14 protein-coding genes and 2 pseudogenes are annotated in these 17,089 nt (G+C 36.4%); 3 read left to right on the top strand and 13 right to left on the bottom strand.

What is annotated here, in order from left to right:
• Positions 1 to 12: 12 nt before the first annotated feature.
• Positions 13 to 1,605, top strand: coding sequence for a restriction endonuclease subunit S (locus E4N78_RS02230; RefSeq protein ID WP_255811471.1), 1,593 nt, complete (start codon positions 13 to 15; stop codon positions 1,603 to 1,605).
• Here the strand turns inward: E4N78_RS02230 and E4N78_RS02225 are convergent.
• The gene (locus E4N78_RS02225; RefSeq protein ID WP_255811470.1) at positions 1,602 to 2,129 is read right to left on the bottom strand and encodes a restriction endonuclease subunit S; all 528 of its coding nucleotides are present in this window, start codon (positions 2,127 to 2,129) and stop codon (positions 1,602 to 1,604) included. The genes E4N78_RS02230 and E4N78_RS02225 overlap by 4 nt on opposite strands.
• A 60-nt stretch (positions 2,130 to 2,189) precedes the next feature.
• Here E4N78_RS02225 and E4N78_RS02220 point away from each other — a divergent pair, with 60 nt between their 5' ends.
• The gene (locus tag E4N78_RS02220) at positions 2,190 to 2,999 is read left to right on the top strand and encodes a tyrosine-type recombinase/integrase (protein ID WP_002673445.1); all 810 of its coding nucleotides are present in this window, start codon (positions 2,190 to 2,192) and stop codon (positions 2,997 to 2,999) included.
• 134 nt (positions 3,000 to 3,133) lie between these two features.
• On the opposite strand, the gene E4N78_RS02215 is transcribed toward E4N78_RS02220, so the two are convergent.
• The 9 genes and pseudogenes from E4N78_RS02215 to E4N78_RS02175 form a co-directional block, all read right to left on the bottom strand.
• Positions 3,134 to 3,844, bottom strand: coding sequence for an endonuclease/exonuclease/phosphatase family protein (locus E4N78_RS02215; protein WP_255811469.1), 711 nt, complete (start codon positions 3,842 to 3,844; stop codon positions 3,134 to 3,136).
• Between the two features lie 100 nt (positions 3,845 to 3,944).
• Positions 3,945 to 4,724 carry a tetratricopeptide repeat protein gene (locus E4N78_RS02210; protein WP_255811468.1) on the bottom strand — a complete coding sequence of 260 codons (780 nt, stop codon included), beginning with the start codon at positions 4,722 to 4,724 and terminating at the stop codon, positions 3,945 to 3,947.
• Positions 4,725 to 4,896: 172 nt separating this feature from the next.
• Positions 4,897 to 5,058 (bottom strand): annotated as a pseudogene (locus E4N78_RS02205) (restriction endonuclease subunit S); the annotation flags it as partial.
• Positions 5,059 to 5,568: 510 nt separating this feature from the next.
• Positions 5,569 to 6,291, bottom strand: a pseudogene (locus tag E4N78_RS02200) (restriction endonuclease subunit S); the annotation flags it as partial.
• A 133-nt stretch (positions 6,292 to 6,424) separates the two neighbouring features.
• Positions 6,425 to 8,155 (bottom strand): M3 family oligoendopeptidase, encoded by a 1,731-nt coding sequence (locus tag E4N78_RS02195; RefSeq protein ID WP_255811466.1) that lies wholly within the window; start codon positions 8,153 to 8,155, stop codon positions 6,425 to 6,427.
• Between the two features lie 352 nt (positions 8,156 to 8,507).
• A complete protein-coding gene (locus E4N78_RS02190; protein WP_255811465.1) occupies positions 8,508 to 9,056 on the bottom strand; it encodes a GNAT family N-acetyltransferase in 549 nt (182 codons plus the stop codon).
• A 105-nt stretch (positions 9,057 to 9,161) separates the two neighbouring features.
• Positions 9,162 to 9,776, bottom strand: a complete 615-nt coding sequence (locus E4N78_RS02185; protein WP_255811464.1) for an L-2-amino-thiazoline-4-carboxylic acid hydrolase — start codon at positions 9,774 to 9,776, stop codon at positions 9,162 to 9,164.
• Positions 9,773 to 11,539 carry an ABC transporter ATP-binding protein gene (locus E4N78_RS02180; RefSeq protein ID WP_370645000.1) on the bottom strand — a complete coding sequence of 589 codons (1,767 nt, stop codon included), beginning with the start codon at positions 11,537 to 11,539 and terminating at the stop codon, positions 9,773 to 9,775. Before E4N78_RS02180 ends, E4N78_RS02185 begins: the two co-directional genes overlap by 4 nt.
• On the bottom strand, positions 11,536 to 13,299 hold the full coding sequence (locus E4N78_RS02175) for an ABC transporter ATP-binding protein (RefSeq protein WP_255811462.1): 1,764 nt from the start codon (positions 13,297 to 13,299) through the stop codon (positions 11,536 to 11,538). The genes E4N78_RS02180 and E4N78_RS02175 overlap by 4 nt, the downstream gene beginning before the upstream one ends.
• A gap of 259 nt (positions 13,300 to 13,558) precedes the next feature.
• Between E4N78_RS02175 and E4N78_RS02170 the strand changes: the two genes are divergently transcribed.
• A complete protein-coding gene (locus tag E4N78_RS02170; RefSeq protein ID WP_253702458.1) occupies positions 13,559 to 14,224 on the top strand; it encodes a CPBP family intramembrane glutamic endopeptidase in 666 nt (221 codons plus the stop codon).
• A gap of 54 nt (positions 14,225 to 14,278) precedes the next feature.
• On the opposite strand, the gene E4N78_RS02165 is transcribed toward E4N78_RS02170, so the two are convergent.
• The 3 genes from E4N78_RS02165 to E4N78_RS02155 form a co-directional block, all read right to left on the bottom strand.
• Positions 14,279 to 14,905, bottom strand: coding sequence for an HD domain-containing protein (locus E4N78_RS02165; protein ID WP_255811461.1), 627 nt, complete (start codon positions 14,903 to 14,905; stop codon positions 14,279 to 14,281).
• A gap of 91 nt (positions 14,906 to 14,996) precedes the next feature.
• A complete protein-coding gene (locus E4N78_RS02160; protein WP_255811460.1) occupies positions 14,997 to 16,001 on the bottom strand; it encodes a leucine-rich repeat protein in 1,005 nt (334 codons plus the stop codon).
• Positions 16,002 to 16,088: 87 nt separating this feature from the next.
• The gene (locus E4N78_RS02155) at positions 16,089 to 16,997 is read right to left on the bottom strand and encodes a DUF2971 domain-containing protein (RefSeq protein WP_255811459.1); all 909 of its coding nucleotides are present in this window, start codon (positions 16,995 to 16,997) and stop codon (positions 16,089 to 16,091) included.
• Positions 16,998 to 17,089 lie beyond the last annotated feature (92 nt).

Below are 17,089 nucleotides of genomic sequence, written 5' to 3'. Positions count from 1 at the left end.
GGAGATTATAACGTGAACACAAACGCATTACGTCAAAAAATTTTAGACCTCGCCATTCACGGAAAGCTGGTAAAGCAAGACCCGGCCGATGAGAGTGCAGCCATACTCCTTGAAAAAATCCGTGCAGAAAAAGAGAAAAAAATCGCTTCAGGTGAACTGAAACGCGGTAAAAATGATTCTTATATTTTTTTCGGTGATGATAACAGGCACTATGAGAAGTTCGCAGACGGCAGGGTGAAGGATATCGAGGATGAAATCCCGTTTGCCGTGCCGGAGGGCTGGGCGTGGTGTAGACTGGGGGAGATTGGGCAATATAAAAAAGGGCCATTTGGTAGTTCCCTTACAAAATCTCTATTTGTACCTAAGTCTGATAATACACTAAAGGTATATGAACAAAAAAATGTAATTCAAAAAAGGCACACATTAGGTGAATACTATATTACAAGGGAATATTTTGAGTCGAATATGAAAAGCTTTGAAGTTTTTCCGGGTGATATTCTTGTAAGCTGTGCTGGAACAATTGGAGAAACGTATATTCTTCCTGATGATATTGAACAAGGAATAATTAACCAGGCTCTTATGAGAATGAGTATCACAAAACATATTGATAAGTTTTATTTTCTTAAATATTTTGATCATAGCTTAAAGGAAATAGCAGTAGCTTCGGGAAAAGGGATAGCTATTAAAAATATTCCTCCTTTTGATGTCTTTAAAAAATTTTTATTTCCCCTTCCCCCTCTCGCAGAACAACAGCGCATCGTTACAGCAATAGAGACAATCTTTGCACAGATAGATATTCTGGAAACAAACAAAGCCGACTTACAGACAGCCGTCAAACAGGCAAAGTCAAAAATCCTCGATCTTGCAATCCGCGGGAAACTTGTTCCGCAAGATCCTGCCGACGAACCGGCGTTCGTGATGTTGGAAAAACTGCGTGCTGAGAAAGAAGCTAAAATCGCTGCCGGAGAGATAAAACGCGGCAAGAATGATTCGTATATTTATAAAAATTCTACTGATAATTGTTATTATGAGAAGTTCTTTGAAAAAAAAGATCTTTGTATTGATAATGAGATTCCTTTTGAACTACCGGAAAACTGGCAGTGGACAAAATTAGGACGAATTTGCGATAAGCTTGTAGATGGAGATCATAACCCACCTAAAGGTATCGAAGAAAAAACAGAATATATAATGATTTCTTCAAGAAATATTAATCATAACACAGTAGAAGATTTAGAAAATGTCAGATATTTAACGAAAGAGATGTTTGATGCAGAAAATTTGAGGACCAATGCTACAACGGGTGATATACTTTTCACATCCGTAGGTTCATTAGGAAGAAGTTGCATTTACGACGGCCGAATGAATATCTGCTTTCAACGGAGTGTTTCCATTCTTAACACCAAGGTTTACAACAAGTATGTAAAATTTTTTTTTGATAGTAATTTTTATCAAAATTATGTAGCTGAACATGCTACCGGTACTGCTCAAATGGGATTTTATTTACACGAAATGGCAGAATCTTTTATTGCTATTCCTCCAATTTCAGAGCAAAAAAGAATTGTTGCTAGAATTGAAGAAATATTTTATGTTTTAGATAATATTTAGATAATATTCAAAGAAATCTTGTCTAATTGGCTAAAAAGTTCATCAATTTTATCTAAAATCCGTTTTTGTGCAGCTAATGGCGGTAATGGAAATAAGATACGCTGAATACTTGTTTTGGTTAAACTCGGCAATGTTGTACTGCTGTCCAATGATGTAAAGTCAAATGATTTACAGAAATAAAATAGATATCGAGGCAGAACAATTGATGATGGTGCAAGGCCAAAAGCAGTGTCGACATTCCAGAGCTTTTCTTCCACAAATATAGGATTGTTTATTGAACCTTTGCGTCCGATTATTGTGCAATTTTCCGGGCAAATATAGTCATTAGCGTATCCCATAATACCGCCGCTTCCATAAATTGGATATTCACCAGTGTCATCTTCTACCTGTGATTGATTTTTTCCGTTTATTACATCAGCAACATCGCCAAAATGGCTCCATGTCCACGATTCGGGAATAGCAGAGAGCATTTCTGTAGCTTTTTCGGTTCCATCACCAAACTTCTCATAATAACAAGAAATCACATTACAAGTATACTCTCTGGTAAGCGAGAGATCGCTAATCTTGTTTATTGGGAGGTCGTTATGGAAAACGGCACAAGTTTTGAAGAGTATTTGAAGAAAAGCAATCTTTCTCAGAATACTCTTACATCGTATTTATGGACAGTTAAATACTACACAGAACATTATGATTCTGTCAGTAAGGAAAATCTGCTTGCATACAAAGGCTATCTGATTGAGTTTTTTAAACCGAAAACGGTGAATTTAAGGATTCAGGGAATTAACAAGTATTTGCAGTTTATACATAAAGATCAGCTGCAGTTAAAATTTGTAAAAGTTCAGCAGAAGAACTTCCTTGAAAATGTTATCAGTAATGCTGACTATCAATTTTTGAAATCAAGCCTTAAAAGAGATGGAAATCGAGAATGGTATTTTGTCGTGTGGTTCCTCGCAGCGACAGGGGCGCGAGTCAGCGAGCTTATTCAGATAAAAGTTGAGCATGTTAAGTTGGGATATTTTGATCTATATTCAAAGGGCGGAAAACTCAGGCGGCTCTATATTCCAAAAATTTTGAAGGAAGAAGCCATGCAATGGCTGGAATCAATTGGACGTGAGTCCGGCTATCTATTCTTAAATCGCTTTGAAAAGCACATTACTACCCGCGGAATTGCGCAGCAACTAAAGAATTATGCCAGAAAGTACGGGATAAGTGAAAAGGTTGTGTATCCGCATTCATTCCGGCATCGTTATGCAAAGAATTTTCTTGAAAAGTTCAATGATATTTCCCTTCTTGCCGATTTAATGGGACATGAAAGTATTGAAACAACGCGCATTTATTTACGCCGCACCGCAAGCGAACAGCGGGAACTGGTTGATAGCATTGTAACGTGGTAAAAATTGAAACTGTCCAGAAACTTCAGTTTTTGGACAGTTCGTTAGCTTCAAATTATCCGCATGACTAACATTTGCTTAATATGTAATGACAAAGGCAATGACGGGTTAAACAGGAGGGAAATAATGTATCTTTGTTATAAAGATATATCAATAATCATTGGTAAATGGTCGCTAATTTTAGTTTTTTCAAATTCTAATAGCTTTATATTATTAACTCTTATGCTATTAGGTACAAAACAATAATCAATATGATAATTGCCTTGTGATTGATATGATGTTGCTTGGTTTTCTTGTCCAAACTTTTCATTGGTGAATGTATGGTAAACACTTTTCAGATTATGCGATTTAATACCGGACAGTGCATTTTCAAATGAGCTTACATTTTCTTTTATATCCCATATCTTATTAGCATTGAAATCACCGATAAAGATCGAATTATCTAATAACGGCTGATATTCCGGATAATTCAATGCTTCATTGATTTGTCCAATATAAGGTTCTTTACATCCTTCGGTTTTTGTCCATACTGAAAATAAATATATCTCTGTATTTTCAATTTTTACTTTATAGGGTACGACATAACGAATTGCAGTGTTGTGAAATTCAGAAATACTAAAAGTATATTTATTTGAAAAAATACCTATACCTAAATCTCCGCCTTTTCTGTATTTACTAAATTCTAAATGATCGCCGTACCAATCTACATTTAACCATACTTTTTTACACTCTATCATGTCAGATTCCATGCATTCCTGAATAACCAATAGATCCGGATGTAATTCGGCAATATAATCGATCTTCTCTTTTGAAAAACCATATCGACAATTCCAAGTAATAATTCTCATAGCACACTCCTTTTTTATTATGTTCTGCGAAGTATAGTTCGCCTAATATTCTCATCCAACAGTAACTGAACTTGCCTCTATTGTCAACTTGAATCGACTGTTATTCATCGCTAATCTCTTTTAGTTTTTTAATAGTATCTTGATCTTTTATCCATACATCCATCGAACCAAAACAATATGTTACGGCCTCATCTTCATCACCAAATCCATAATAGTCCGGTAAATATTCAGGCAATTCACTTTCATGCAGTAAATATTTCACTACATACGGATTTGCATTTTTGGCTTTTATGTATTTTTTTAAGATTTTTGTGTCGCTTTCTTGTTTTTTTATAGAAAGTAATAGGTCGCTAAACAACATGAATGCAGTCTCTTCCTGATATTGTTTTAGTAATTCCGTTCCTTTGTCCAACTGATTTTGGTCTATCAACCAGTTTATCAAAGTATAGCGTAATCCCTGATTATCATTCGGATTCAATTGTAATAACTCTTCATATATTTGTATTGCTCCATCCTTTTTCTCATTATCCCATAATAATTGTCCATATCCTGCCGAAAGCCGCATAAACGGCCTTGTTTCAAGTATTCCCCAGAAATATCCACTATTTTCTGAAAAATACTTCTCCCCATATTTTTTTCTAAATACTTCTATTCCTTTCTTATAATACTCATTTTTCTTTTTATATGATGTATACTCTGTTGCCAGAATGCAGTATGCATCTACACAGTTCGGATCAAGTTCAAGTGCTTTTTTCGCTAATCGTTTCCGTTGTGCGGATGAGTCACTATCCCATGCATCATAAACAATATCTTGAGCTTTTTGCTCATTATTCTGTTCAAATTCAAATGGAAAGTCAGGGAAATCTAAGATATTAGTCATTTGCTTATCCTCCTATATATTTTATTCTTATGTATAAGAATAAGTCTTTATTTCTTCAAGTGCGGTGCAAGTTTCTATTTTGCATTGTCTATTATCCTTATAAACAAGTTCTGTTTCTTTATCCGCAACACTCTTTATCACATTGGTATTATAACTGTATTATGTGTATATGTCAAAGCGCAGTCGTGATAAGATCAAGCTGAGCAAACAGTTCTTCAATTTTAGCCACAATTCTTTGTTGCTCGAAAAGCGGGGGAAGGGGAATAAGAAAACTGTTCATTGATTTTAGAGATACGTTTTTTATTGTTGAACCTGTTGCAACTTCCTTTGCATATTTTTGAAAATATTGACTATTAAGTAAAAATTAAAAAAAATATTTCAATCTTTCATTAACTAAATTAAAATAACATACGCTCTTTCCTAAAATTATATGTTCATTATTATAAAAAGCAATGCTCCCAAGTGTTCCATTTATCGAAACAAACATGGTTTTAGAAGATAAACTTTTCTTATATCTTCTATACTGTTCTTCACCTACAGTTTTTGTTTCCTTTTTTATTATAATTTTACCATTCGATAAATTATTGCCATTTATAAAATAGCAACTTCCATTTTGTTTGTATTCGGGAGTTCCATGAATTCCATCGCCTAACTCACTGGAAATCTCTCCCAACCTACACCACATCCATCCTTCCGGTACGGTAAACGGAATTTCATCAGAAATATTTTCCTCGCAGCCATCGGTATATTTTTGATAATAACAATTATCAGTAGAATTTTTATAAATATGCGAATCATTCTTGCTGCGTTTTATCTCTCCGGCTGCGATTTTAGCCTCTTTTTCCGTACGCAGTCTTTCCAGCATCACGGACGCAGGTTCATCGGCAGGATCTTGCGGAACAAGCTTCCCTCGGATTGCAAGATCAAGGATTTTTGACTTCGCCTGTTTGACAGCTGTTTGCAGATCGGCTTTGTCCTGTTCCAGGATATCTATCTGTGCGAAAATAGCTTCTATATTTGTAATTATACGCTTCTGCTCTAAGAGTGGAGGAAGGGGAAATAAAACTTGCTTTACCGTATCAGCCTTTAAATTTTTGACAGTTGAACCTGCGGCAACCAAAGAAAATGAGTTGTAAATATACTGAGAACTTAGAGCATAATACAAGAAATCTTTTAGAAGATACTTTATTATATCAGCAAAAACAAGCCAGCCGTCATGTATGCAGCCATCTATTTTTAAAATATAAGGCCGACCGAAACTCATAGAATTTGTTAGTAGGAAGTCCTCTACATGAACAAAACGAGAATATTTTTTGCCTTCGGGTTTGATTTTTCCTTTTGCAGAAGTTATATATTTACTTTCCGGAACTGTATCACCTATTTTTATCCAATTTATGCCATTTTCTTTATCAGTAATGAAGTCTTCAATAGGTCGCGGGGAGCCGCCTCTCGCAATATCTGCGACTTCCCCCAACCTGCACCACGCCCACCCTTCCGGCACGGTAAACGGAATTTCGTCCTCGATATCCTTTACCCTGCCGTCTGCGAACTTCTCATAGTGCCTGTTATGTCATATTCTTTTCGTACAGGGCTCGTCTTACAAAACCGCTAATTTATCGATAGGAACGGTTTTGGATGCTTCGCCGCATTTAATGCCTTGTCATCAAACGCGGCGACAGGCTGGGGATTCATTTGTGCTGTTACAGTTTTGAATCGTCTATAGAATTAAGCCATTTTTCACATTCGGGGGTAACCGAAGCGATGCAGCCTTCTTCAAAGGGATTTTTTAGGTTTGCAAGTTTTAAAAGCTCCAAGAAGGGAAGGCTTCCGCCGGCCTTGCAAAGGCGCAAATAATCTTCCCAAGCTTTTTTGCGGTCGGCATTGGCTTTTACCCAGAACTGTAAGGCACAAACTTGGGCCAATGTGTAGTCTATGTAATAGAACGGAGAAGCAAAGATGTGTCCCTGCTTCACCCAAAAGCCGCCTCGGTTCAGGTAGCCGTTATCGGCATAATCAATTGAAGGATTATACTTTAATTCGATTTTATGCCATTCGGCCTTTCTTTCGGCAGGGCTTGCTTCGGGGTTTTCATATACCCAGTGCTGGAACTCATCGACTGTCGCTCCATAAGGGAGGAATTCGAAGGCTCCGGAAAGATGGGTAAACTTAAATTTTTCGGTTTGGTGTTTAAAGAACAGCTCCATCCATGGCCATGTAAAAAACTCCATACTCATAGAGTGAATTTCGCAAGCTTCAAGCGTCGGCCATCCGTATTCGAGAAGGCGCGCATTTCTGCTCTGATAGGCTTGGAAGGCATGGCCTGCTTCGTGGGTCATAACCTCAACATCGTGCTGGGTTTTATTAAAGTTTGCAAAGATAAAGGGTACCTTGTACAAGGGGAAGCCCGTACAATAGCCGCCGCCTGCCTTTCCCTTGGTTGAAAGTAAGTCCATCAGGCCGTAATCGGTCATCATCTTAAAGAATTCGCTTGTTTCGGGCGAAAGCTCATTGTACATCTTCTTTGCCTGTTCTACAATCCAATCAGGCTCGCCTTGAGGAACGGCATTCCCGGTAAGATATTTAAGCCCTGAGTCGTAATAATAAACCTTATCCAGCTTTAACCTCTTGCTTTGGCGTTTTTTTAAACTTTGGGCGATGGGAACAACAAGCTCGTAAATCTGCTTGCGGTATTTTGCGACCATTTCGGCATTGTACTCGGTTCTGCCAAGGCGGTCATAGGCAAGCTGAACAAAGTTTTTGTAGCCCAGTTTTTTTGCTATTTTTGTACGAACCTTTACAAGCTCATCATAGATAGAATCGAATTCGGCTTCATTTTCTTCAAAAAAACTGTAGTAGGCCTTTGCTGCCGCCTTTCTTACCTCCCTATCCATGTCCTGCATAAAGGGACTTAATTGGGAAAGGGTTCGCTTTTCGCCTTGGAATTCGATTTGGGCAGAAGCTATGAGCTTACTGTATTTACTGGTCAGTTTGTTTTCGGTCATGAGATCGTCCATAATTTCGGGACTGAATACCTTTAAGGATAGATCTGTTAAATCAAAGATCTGATAACCGAATTCCTTTTCGAGCTCGGCTCTGAATTTGGACTTGACCATTTCTGCACCGAATTCGTTTGAAAGCTTACTAAAAAGAGGTCCTGCTTCATCATAAAAGTCATTCTCTTTATCGTAGAATTCATCCCTTGTGTCGATGGTATGCCTGACCGAGGCCAAAGAAGACATGGTGCTGTACTCGCGGTTGATAGCCTGCACCATATCGATAGCTTCGATTTGTTCTTTTACCGAAGATGCTGCCTTAAATTTAGATAGGGCATCGGCAAAGCCCTTTTCAATAGCCTTCATATCCGGTCTCGTATAAGGCATTTCCTTAAACGGAACCAGAGGAAGTGTTTTTACTGTAGATGTGTTTGACATAAGTTCTCCTATAATAATGCGAAGTTTTGTACCAAAGGTACAAAACTCGGCAGATAAACAGTGAGGCTGAATTTCTGCCGAACTGTTTATCGTACCTCCCATGAAAAGTTTTACAAAAATAAGTATATAGAATAAAGCAGCTTATGTCAATTAAAAATCATTGAAAGCCAGGGAAATACTGAAAATGTTCTGCATAAAGTATTTTTCAGTATATATTATCCGAAACCTTTAGAACATAATCCAAACTGCCGGAAACATCTTTTGTATGGTTTCCTTTTAAAACTCCAGCAGTGCATGAATATAACCTTGGCTTAACTTAAACACCAATCGGCAATTCCGGTTGAGGCCGTTATTAGGTAAAATTTCTATATACCAATCTTATTTCTTCTTTTGATTTACTACTATTTATTTCTACTCTATTATATTCTACATATTTATTTTTTGAAAATGCTTTTAGACTTCGTAAGTTATAATCAAAAATAACACCAAATATCATATCAGCTTTTTTCTCGGTAACCCCATATTTTGTAAGCATATTTATGACTCTGCTTCCAATTCCTTTGTTCCACAACTCTTTCCTACCAATCATTAAATCAATTCTATAAATATTTTTATTTGGTAGTCTTTCCATAATATCGTTTAAATTCATTTCTTGAAGCCAGCACTCGCCAATTATTTCATTTAAATATTCAATAATAAAAATATCTGCTTTTTGTGAAACATATGTATATATCTGTTTTGTTTCTTCATTAGAATATTCAGAAATATCATCACCTTCTGAAAAATATAATATTTCTTTATCTTTATTCCATTTAAATAAATATTCCCAATCTGTTTCACATATTGGCCTTAGTTTTATATTATCTTCTTGAATTATATGATTATGGTTCTTATAGTTCATTAAAGCCTTCCAATTCCTCACTATACCGCAAAAACTACTAATTTTCAATCTAAAATGACACAAAGCAAAACAGGAAAGTATCGATTTGTTTAAAAATATTTGAGTTTAAAACCTCTTCACGGTATTTGTCTTAGAATGAAAACAAAAGTCGCATTTCTTGCCGCCTATTCCTAAGGTTTCGCTTCTGTCGAATTGCAATTTTTTTATATTTCCGAAGACGATATGATCGCATAAACAAAATATCTCACAGATTTCAGGACAGTTAAAATAGGTACAGGTATCAAACCAAAGACATTTTAAAACATCCATAGAATATTCATGAGCATTGTCGGCTAAAGTTTTACTTATCCAAATTTCTTCACCGGTCATTCCCTTTCTCATAAAAAAACGGAACAGCTTAAAAAAGCCGGGAATATGAAACAATGCATTCAAAATACGGTGTGCTTTTTCTGCAATATAAAAAGAATATTCTTTTACAAATTCCTTTGCCTCTTGTGCAGGAATTCCGTTGCCGATAAAAATTTTATAAAGCGCTATGTTTGATATGATACTGCTTTTTTGCCGCTTCTTTTGTTTTTTTGTCCATGCTCCGCGATCGAGTTCTTGAATAAGAAGTTGCATTTTTTCTTTATGCGCCGCATCTATATGCTCTAATATGTGCGGCGTTAATTTCCCTGAATCAACAAAACCTCTGCGTGAATAAAACCTTTTATATTTCATGCTTCTCTCCGATCAATCTTCCACCCAATTGCTTCTTCACGGATGCCGACAAATCTCCGGTACAAACCTTTCTGCTGCATAAGCTCGGTATGAGTGCCCCGCTGCACAATACGACCTTCGTCAAGCACAATAATTTGATCCGCTTTGCGTACCGTATTTAAACGATGAGCAATCATCAAGAGTGTTTTATTTTTAGTCAGCTCCTCTATGGCTGTTTGCAACTCGTGTTCATTTTCAGGATCGACACTGGCCGTCGCTTCGTCTAAAATAACAACAGGTGCATCCTTGAGAATTGCCCGCGCGATGGAGATACGCTGCTTTTCTCCCCCCGACAATGTTGCTCCGTTTTCGCCGATTTTAGTTTGATAGCCGTCCGGCAATGCAATGATAAAATCATGACAGCAGGCTTTTTTTGCTGCGGCAATCACTTCGTCCATCGTTGCATCCGGCTTACCGAAACGGATATTGTTTTCTATTGTATCTTCAAACAGATATACTTGCTGAAACACAATAGAAAAATTTTTTAAAAGACTGTCGCATGTGTAATCTTTAACGTTGATACCGCCGAGTAAAATTTCACCATCGTCGACGTCCCAAAAGCGCGCAATTAAATTACACAGTGTTGTTTTTCCCGAACCGGACGGATCGACAATCGCGCAGCTTGTTTTCTGCGGCACCGTAAAATCGGCATTCCGTATCACTTCTTTTGTGTCATCCCTATCGTAAGAAAAAGAAATATTCCGAACCGTAATGTCATAATTATTCGGAATATGCTCCGTACCGTTTTCATCCAACAACGGCATATCCGATATTTCTTCCAGCCGGTCAAGAGAGGCATCAACCACCCGTGCAACAGCTGCCATACTTCCGGCAAGTTCCACGGTTGCATAAATCATAAAACTTGCGACAGTCAGCAACAAACACTTTTCCGGTGTTATATTTCCATGCATTAAAAGATATGGAACCGTAATCAGCATCGCAGCTCTAACTACTTTGAATATTGTTTGAAAAGCAGCTGCGAGTTCGGAGAAGATTTTTTCCAAAATGATATTTGCCGCTGCACTTTCACTGATTGCTGCATCAACCGTTTTACCGGATTGCTCGCCGAGTCCGAATGCTTTTACCACTGTCATCCCTTGAATGTATTCCAAAATACCGGTTACCAGTTGTGCTTGTGCCGCCTGTCTGCGCGGTGAATATTTTTCTCCCGCGGCTTGAGTTTTTGCATAAATCAAGAACGAGATTAAAAGACCTGCAAACATCAGCAATCCGATTCTCCATTCATAAACCAATAGCCATACATTGATAACAAAGGCATGAATAAATCCGCCTGCAACCGCCTCCAGCACCGTTACCGCACTTGTTTCAAGATCGCCGAGTGTGGTGGTAACCGCAGCGGTAATGTCTCCTAATCGATGCTCACTAAAATATCCCATCGGTGCGCGCTTTAATTTTTCGCCGAGGTTCATCCGCCACTCGCTGCACATGGCAAAACTTCCCAATGTTCTATTTATGGAAGCGATATTGATGAAAATGATTTTGCCTACAACACTGAGCAGCATAATTCCGAGAGATACCCAAATCGTTTTGTACGGCATTCCATTTCCTGAAATGGCGGAAAGGATTCCGGAGAGAACCGTCAGAATTGCCATAATGGGAAGCATCTCAAAAAACGAATTACCGATATGAAAAATAAAAGAGAGTATCAATCTTCTTTTTTCCGCACCTGAAAAATGCAACAATCGTTTAAACATATTAATCATACAGCCTCCTCCTTTTTGTCGCTTACGCTGATGTGCGCATTCCAAAGCGTGCGATACAGTTCGCACGATTCCAAAAGCGATTGATGCCCACCCTCCGCTTCAATTCTTCCGTGATTCATAACGATAATTTTATCCGCCATCGTGATAGTCGAAAGCCGATGCGCAATGACGATCAATGTTTTTCCTGCGACCAGTTCTCCGATGGAACGCTGAATGACAGCTTCATTTTCGGGATCGGTAAAAGCTGTCGCTTCATCCAGTACAATGATGGGGCTGTCTTTTAGTATTGCGCGTGCGATTGCAATGCGCTGCTTCTCTCCGCCGGAAAGATTATTCCCTCCGTCTCCTGCGACCGTATCATAACCTTGAGGAAGTGCGCTGATAAAATCGTGACAGCTTGCTTTCTTTGCAGCTTGTTCTATCTCGGCATCCGTCGCGTCCGGTTTCCCAATCCGTATATTTTCCCGAATGGATAAATGGAATAAATAATTGTCCTGTGAAACATAGCCAACCCGCTCCATTACTTGCGAAAGCGGAATGTTTCGTACATCGCAGCCGCCCATCATAACCGAGCCTGTACTCGCTTCCCAAAACGAGGCGATTAATCGGGCAACGGTAGATTTTCCTGAACCGGACGGACCGACAAATGCAGTCATTCCATTCGGAACCGCTTGAAATGAAATATCATGCAAAACTTCCGTATCGCTATATGCAAACGATACATGAGAAAACGCAATAGTATTTTCTTTAATGGGCACAGCATTTTCCGGCCGGTTCATTTCTTCCGCTTCCAGGAGTTTCGCAATTTCTTTTACTGTGGAGTCTACCATTGCAAGGCTGTCCGTGTAACGCAGCGCCTGAATGAGCGGTGCAATAAGACCGAGCGACAAGATAATGCACGATATAAAACTTCCGGCGGATATGCTCCCGTGTATAAAAAACCAACAGCCGAGGGGCAGCACACCTAACAAACTGGAAGGAGCAATTGCAATTCCCGCAGCGTAGTAGGGATTGGTCTTTTTAAACCATTCCGCTTTAGCATTTTCATTTTCCGTGATTGCCTCAGTATATTTCCGATATGATACGGTGCTTTGATTAAAGGCTTTTATCACTTCAATGCCGCCGATGTATTCAACCGTTGAGGCATCCATATTTTTACTTGCTGTAAGAACTTTTGCATACCGTTTTTCGTAGTCCTTCATCATCCCCATATAACAAATAAGACCGAGCGGAAATGTTGCAAACGCGGTAAGCGCTAAGCGCCAATCAAGATAAAAGAAATAGACTAACATTAAAAAGGGAATCAACAGGTTTGCCGTCAGTTCCGGTATGATATGAGCAAGCGGTAATTCCAGTTTTTCTACCGTATCGACCAGCATTGTTTTGAATTTACCGGAAGGGGTGTCCAATATAAAGCCCATCGGAACGCGGGAGAGCTTTGCCGTCAGCTGCATACGGATATTTTTCAGCACGGTAAAGGCCGCACGGTGAGAATGTATCGTAGAAAGTGTTGACAAACATAACTGTCCAAGATACCCGCCAAGCGCAATAAGAGCCGTTACAAAAATTGCCTGTAAGGTATAATCCCGTGCGCATATCCGAATGATAACGCGGGATACGGCAAGATATGGAACAATTCCAGCCGCTGCTCCCAAAACCGCAAAAATCACGGAACTTATTAGAAGACCTTTGCACGGTTTTGCAAGCCCAAATAAATACTGCAAAGCATTTTTTTGATTTGTATGTTCAGAGTTTTTCATTATTGTCTCCTACTAAATAAAATAGCACTGCTATTTTATTTAGTATACATAATCCTTTTTTGACTGTCAAGATAGCAATGCTATTTTTTTAATAATTTACCGAGTATTATTATCATCATATGGTAGAAAAAAATGAATTTAGGATGATATACTGCCGGTAAATAGTGAAAAATAGAGTATTCCTGTGGATATTATTGAGAATTTATGGTATAAAAAGAAAAGAATATTTAGGGTAAGTTATATGGAGGGAACATATTTTATGCACAATGGGATATCTATAGGAAAAGGCATTTTGTGGGTGCTTGTTTGGTTTGGCTTTATGATCTTGTATACTATTCTTGATGTTTCGATATGGAGAAAGATAGCCCCTGAACATAGCAGAGTTTTGAATATAATTACTGTTATTTTGTGTATGACTATATTCCTTGTTTTACTAATGAGAAAAACAAATTTCAGACCTAATTTATTTACGAATATTTCTTTTCAAGGATTAATATTAGCTGTAGGCTGTTCCATATTATTCTATTTCCTTTTAGATAAAGGATTAGATCCTATATTTGAAAGTTTTTTTCCATCAAGCAGAGAAAATTATCAACAAACAATTCAATTAATAAGAGCTGCACCAATTATCGGTTTACTTGACTTTTGCATACTTGCACCTATTCTTGAAGAAATCTTAATGAGAGGATTTCTGCTTGAGGGTCTATCAATAAATTATGGAAAAATTGTTGCCTTACTTATATCTGCAGCACTCTTTGCTATGCTCCATTTCAATATAGCTCAAATAGTTCCTTCATTTATTTGTGGTGTGATTTTAGGCTTACTTTATTTTCATACAGGCTCAATATTTTCTTGTATACTTGCTCATATGGGATACAATTTAATTGCGTACAGTGTGATAGTTTTACCCATATATAACAAATAATGGAAGAACTGAAAAGTACAGACTACCGCTAAAACTGTAATTATACATTTTCTGTTATTTAATTAAATATCCTTTTTCAACGGCTTTTCCCAATAATTGCAGGACAAAATTCCATATTTTTTCCGAGCCTTCTTTAATATGTATATTCTTATTTATTACCATATCATATGTTATGTTATTTTTCTTCCAAGAATAACCTTCAGACATATAATTTTGAATTATAGGTTCCAATCTATCAAATACGGAAGCAAATTTTGCTTCATTCGTTTTTCTTTCTTCAAATTCTTCCCATAAGCTTAAAAAATATTTTTTTTGATCCGGTTCCAATAAACCGAATATTCTATCCGCTGCTTTTTTTTCATTATTATAAGATTCATCTCTTTGTGAAGAATATAAAAAGGTATCTCCTGCATCTATTTCAACAATATCATGGATTAATAGCATTGAAATAACTTTTTCAATATTAACTTCAAAATCGGCATATTCTTTTAACAAAATACACATTATTGAAATTGTCCAAGAATGTTCGGCATCATTTTCCAATCTTTCGGAATTAAATAATTTTGATTGCCGGAAAATATGTTTAACTTTATCTATTTCTATAATAAAATTCAGTTGATTAACTAATTTATCGTTTTGACTAAAATCAATTAAAAATGCTCCTATTCTTTTCGACTCCATTTTTTTCTCCTTTCGTTTTTGTAACTTCCGCTTAGCCTGCATTTGCAGCTTGTTCGTTTTGTCGACTTTGAAAACGGTATAGACGATTATTTTATGATATGCCGGCGGGAATCGGTTCTTCATAAATATAACAAAAACCTTCCAGAGGAATTGTTGTACCATCGGAGAATTCAATTTCGCAGCAGAGTTTTATCCAATAATCACCGCACTCATTTATGATAGTGTAATAATCGTTAGTTTCAGAAATGAAGAAATTTGCTGCAGGATATTTTTTTATTGTAATCGTTTTCTTACCTTTCTTCACTTCAATTTCTATGTCACCGGCGCTTTCGTTTTTGTTATGGGCATCATAAAAATGTAAGACGGCTTTTTGATTTTCCCCGGGCTTTTTATTTAGATAAATTTCCATGTCAACTGTGTCAAACGCTCTATGATAATCAGCTTTTGAAAACCGAATTATACCGTATTTTTCTTTAGAATCATTTTCTTTCGGAAGAAAAACTGCATCGTCTTCAAGTATTTTTGCATCATTCCATTTATTCCAAATGTAAGACCATTTTGTCTTATGCGGATTATTAAATATCTTTATGTATTGCAAATTTTCTATATCACCGAATGCAAGCGCACCTACATACTGAACCGATTCCGGAATTTCTATAGATTTCAACTTAGTTCTGAAAAATGCTTGTTTTTCGATTCGCTCAAGCCCGTCGGGAAGAGTTATATTCTCCATATCTGAGGCAAGACAGAAGGTGATGGTTTTTGTAGTTTTCGGCAGTACCAGAGACCTGACATTTTTTAGATTTGTAATGAAAATATTACATTCTTTATTTTTAAATGTACAATTACTCAAATCCAAATCAATAGGACCGATTTTACCTTTTTCATCACTATTACAGGCCAACGTCAGATTGTGAATTTTTTCCGACGAAAGTTCATCTTGAATTTTTACGCTTATTTCCTTATTGAGATTAAGGGAGCAAAACTCTGTTATAGTTATTGACTCATTTGTCTGAATATTTTTAGAATTTTGTGCAACCACTATTTCTCCAAAAATTATAATCAGAAAAATTGGCGTTATAAATTTTCTTTTCATTTTTTATCCTCTGTGTTGTAAGCATCTACCTAACATTGTTTTAAACCGCAACGCAGCTTGTCTGCGTTGTCGGCTTTGAAAACTGTGTTATGTGATTTTCATTTCAGTCCTAATAATGGTATTATTTATTTGCACAACAGTATAAAATTTTATTTTATCAAAATTGTTATAATTCATTTTTATACAATTAATTATAGTATTGATGTCAGGTTTTGAGGCATTACTACCAAAACTTATACTTTCAATAATATTTTCATCATAATAAACTTTTGAATCATCATCTTCGATACAATAATAAAAACCTCGATATTCGTTTTCGTATTTCCAATTATTTGTTTTATGAAACAAATTATATTTTATGTTTTGACTGTTAAAACTTTCACTGTTTAAATTTAGCATATAGTTTTTATCATATTGCTCCTTAAAAGGATTATAACAATGTAGTCTATCATTATCGTATTCAACCTTTTTTAAAACAAAATAATAGTCAGAATTATATTTAAGAAAATAGGGAGTTCTTGTTGAAACAGTTCCTTTTACTTTTATAAAATAACTACCAAAATTTTGCTGCTGTACTTGCTCAGATAAATAACCAATACAAATACCACTGAAGTTATTACAATAATCAGTATGATTCCACATTTTTGCATTATTAAAATCATCAGTTAAACTAAGAAGATGGAATTTATTAGCAGAATTATTTTCTGCATTTTCAAATATTCTTTTTAAAATACCTGTACTAGCAATACTTTTTTTTACTTTATCGACAGTATTAAATGGAAAAGTTGAAGGATTTTCCCCAATTAATCTTCCCATTTTCTTTGCATGTTTTATCCATTTTAGTATTTCTGAATTTGTTGCGTCATAACAAAATGGAGTTCGACAGTCTACAGGATCATTTAATTGTTGCGGTGTAGAAAAATAGAAATATTTATTTTTAATAGAATCTATCGTGTATTGATTTATATTCTTAAACTTATAAAAGATTTTTGACATTTTTTTCTCCGTACCCCAATGTGGATGTCCACATAACATATATTAGATCTATATAATATATTACATAAAAAAATCAGCTTTTTCAAGTAATA

Source organism: Treponema denticola, assembly GCF_024400535.1.
GTDB lineage: Bacteria > Spirochaetota > Spirochaetia > Treponematales > Treponemataceae > Treponema_B > Treponema_B denticola_C.
The sequence above is the reverse complement of the archived record's forward strand: the minus strand, read 5'-3'. Positions and strand labels throughout refer to the sequence as shown.